The organism is Actinomadura darangshiensis (genome assembly GCF_004349235.1).
Taxonomy (GTDB): Bacteria; Actinomycetota; Actinomycetes; order Streptosporangiales; family Streptosporangiaceae; genus Spirillospora; species Spirillospora darangshiensis.
On sequence record NZ_SMKY01000551.1, the window covers coordinates 1 to 2,591 of the forward strand.

The following is a 2,591-nucleotide window of genomic DNA, read 5'->3' on the forward strand; positions in this document are numbered from 1 at the left end:
GGCGAGATCCGCACGGGGGTGGGGGACGCCCGGGAGCTTGATCTTGAGGATGCGTCGGTGGATGCGGTGCTGCTGCTTGGGCCGCTTTACCATCTGCCGCGGCGGGTGGATCGGATCCGGGCGCTGTCGGAGGCGTTGCGGATCGTTCGGCCAGGTGGGCCGGTGTTCGCGGCCGCCATTTCGCGGTGGGCGCCTCGGCTGGACGGGGAGTTGGCGCAGCGGCTCTACGAGCGGATCGGGACGGTCAGCCCGCTCATTCCCGAGGTCGAGCGGACCGGCTGGATGCCGCCGCTGTTCGGCGGGGACTTCTCCGCCTACTGCCACCGGCCGGGGCAGCTGCGTGCCGAACTCCGGTCGGCGGGCTTGCGGGTGGTGGACCTCGTCAGCGTCGAAGGGCCCGCCTACCTGCTGCACGACGTCGCCGACCGGATGGCGGACCCGCTCGGCCGGACGGTCGTCCTGGAGACGGCGCGGGCGATCGAGCGGGTCCCCGAACTGCTCGGGATCGGCCCGCACCTCCTGGCGACCGGCGTGCGTCCTAGATGAGGCCCTGGGCGAGCATCGCGTCGGCCACGCGCTCGAAACCGGCGATGTTGGCGCCGACGACGTAGTCGCCCGCGGCGCCGTAGCGTTCGGCGGTCTCGTAGCAGGTGTCGTGGATGCTCGTCATGATCGTCGACAGCTCCTCCTCCACCCGGGAGAAGGACCAGGCGGCGCGGGCCGCGTTCTGCCGCATCTCCAGCGCGCTCACCGCGACGCCGCCGGCGTTGGCGGCCTTGCCGGGGCCGAACGCGACGTCCGCCTCCTGGAGGATGCGGACGGCCTCCGGCGTCGTCGGCATGTTCGCGCCCTCCGCCACGGCCTTCACCCCGTTGCGGACGAGGAGCGCGGCGGCGGAGGCGTCCAGCTCGTTCTGCGTCGCGGACGGCAGCGCGATGTCGGCGGGGACGTCCCAGACCCGGCCGCCGGACACGAACCGGGCCGAGGCGCCGCGCAGGTCGGCGTAGTCGGACACCCGGCCGCGGTCGACCTCCTTGACGTGCTTGAGCAGGTCGAGGTCGATGCCCTTCTCGTCCACCACGTAGCCGCCGGAGTCGGACACGGTGATCACGTTGGCGCCGAGCTGCTGCGCCTTCTCGATCGTGTAGATCGCGACGTTGCCGGAACCGGACACGGTGACCTGCTGGCCGTCGAGGTCCTCGCCGCGGCGGCGGAGCATCTCGGCGGTGAACATGACGTTGCCGTAGCCGGTCGCCTCCGTCCGGCAGGCGGAACCGCCCCACAGCATCCCCTTGCCCGTCAGCATCCCGGCCTCCCACCGGTTCGTCACCCGGCGGTACTGGCCGAACAGGTAGCCGATCTCGCGGGCGCCGACGCCGATGTCGCCGGCCGGGACGTCGGTGTGCTCGCCGACGTGGCGCTGCAGCTCGGTCATGAACGACTGGCAGAACCGCATGACCTCCTCGTCGGAGCGGCCGTGCGGGTCGAAGTCGCTGCCGCCCTTGCCGCCGCCGATGCCGAGGCCGGTCAGCGCGTTCTTGAAGATCTGCTCGAAGCCGAGGAACTTGACGATGCCGAGGTTGACGGTCGGATGAAAGCGGAGCCCGCCCTTGTACGGCCCGAGCGCGCCGTTGTACTCGACGCGGAAGCCGCGGTTGACGTGGATCTCGCCGTCGTCGTCCTGCCACGGGACGCGGAACATGATCTGCCGCTCGGGCTCCAGCACCCGCTCGACCAGCTTCGCGGCGGCCAGGCCGGGCCGCGCGGCGAGCACCGGGCCGAGGGACTCCAGTACCTCGTGGACGGCCTGGTGGAACTCCGCTTCCCCCGGGTCGCGCTGCAGGACCCTCTCGTAGGACTCCTCCAGGACGGCCAGTGTCTCGGGTGGTGCCGGCAGGCGGGGGGCCAAGGGCATGGTGAAGATCCTTCCTCGAGTCCCCTCCACTCTAAAACGTGTTCTGGTTTGCCTTGGACGGGCCGCGCCGCCGGTATCCGCGCAGATGAAGGCCGAGCCGCGGCCCCTGGGATGGGGTCGCGGCCCGGCTGGAGGGGGCGGGAACGGGTCAGGCGGGGCACTTCAGCCAGGCGAAGTGGTACGTCGTCTTGACGCTCCCGTCGGCCGAGTCGAAGGCCATGAAGCTGGTCTCGGACGCGGCCGAGCTGCCCCTGTACACGCGCAGTTCGGTGTTGATGTTGAAGTTGCGGTCCACGCCGCACGGCTTGAAGACGAGCTCCGAGACGTCCGTCCGGTCGGAGAACTGCCAGTTGTCGGAGTAGGCGCCCTTGATCGTGTGGCTGACCGGGGTCGTCTGCGCCATGCCCTGGTGGTAGTAGTTCGCCTTCTCCATGCCGGACGCGCCGTCCGCGAGGGACGCGAACCCCCGGTAGTCGGCGCCGGCGATCGCGTACGTGAACCCTTGCGGGACGTGCACGCCTAGGTTGAGCTGGCAGTTCTTCCGGAAGTCGGTCGGGTTGGAGCTACCGCCGGCCTGGGCCAGGTAGTCGCTGTAGGTGACGGTGAACGAGGTGTTGTCGCTCGCCGTGGCCACGGCCGCCGTTCCGGCGGGGCAGCCCGACCCGTTCACGGTGAG

Annotated in this window: 3 protein-coding genes; 1 reads left to right on the top strand and 2 read right to left on the bottom strand. The window is 70.7% G+C overall.

Annotation, left to right across the window (positions count from 1 at the left end):
* The coding region (locus E1293_RS46225; protein WP_132206395.1) for a class I SAM-dependent methyltransferase at positions 1 to 546 on the top strand (546 nt) is incomplete at its 5' end.
* On the opposite strand, the gene gdhA is transcribed toward E1293_RS46225, so the two are convergent.
* Complete coding sequence (gene gdhA / locus E1293_RS46230) at positions 539 to 1,915, bottom strand: NADP-specific glutamate dehydrogenase (protein WP_132206397.1); 1,377 nt, start codon at positions 1,913 to 1,915, stop codon at positions 539 to 541. The genes E1293_RS46225 and gdhA overlap by 8 nt on opposite strands.
* Positions 1,916 to 2,063: 148 nt before the next feature.
* The coding region (locus E1293_RS46235; RefSeq protein WP_132206399.1) for a DUF4360 domain-containing protein at positions 2,064 to 2,591 on the bottom strand (528 nt) is incomplete at its 5' end.

Excerpts from the sequence above, each read along its gene's own strand:
- gdhA (WP_132206397.1), bottom strand. The coding sequence starts at position 1,915 with ATGCCCTTGGCCCCCCGCCTGCCGGCACCACCCGAGACACTGGCCGTC.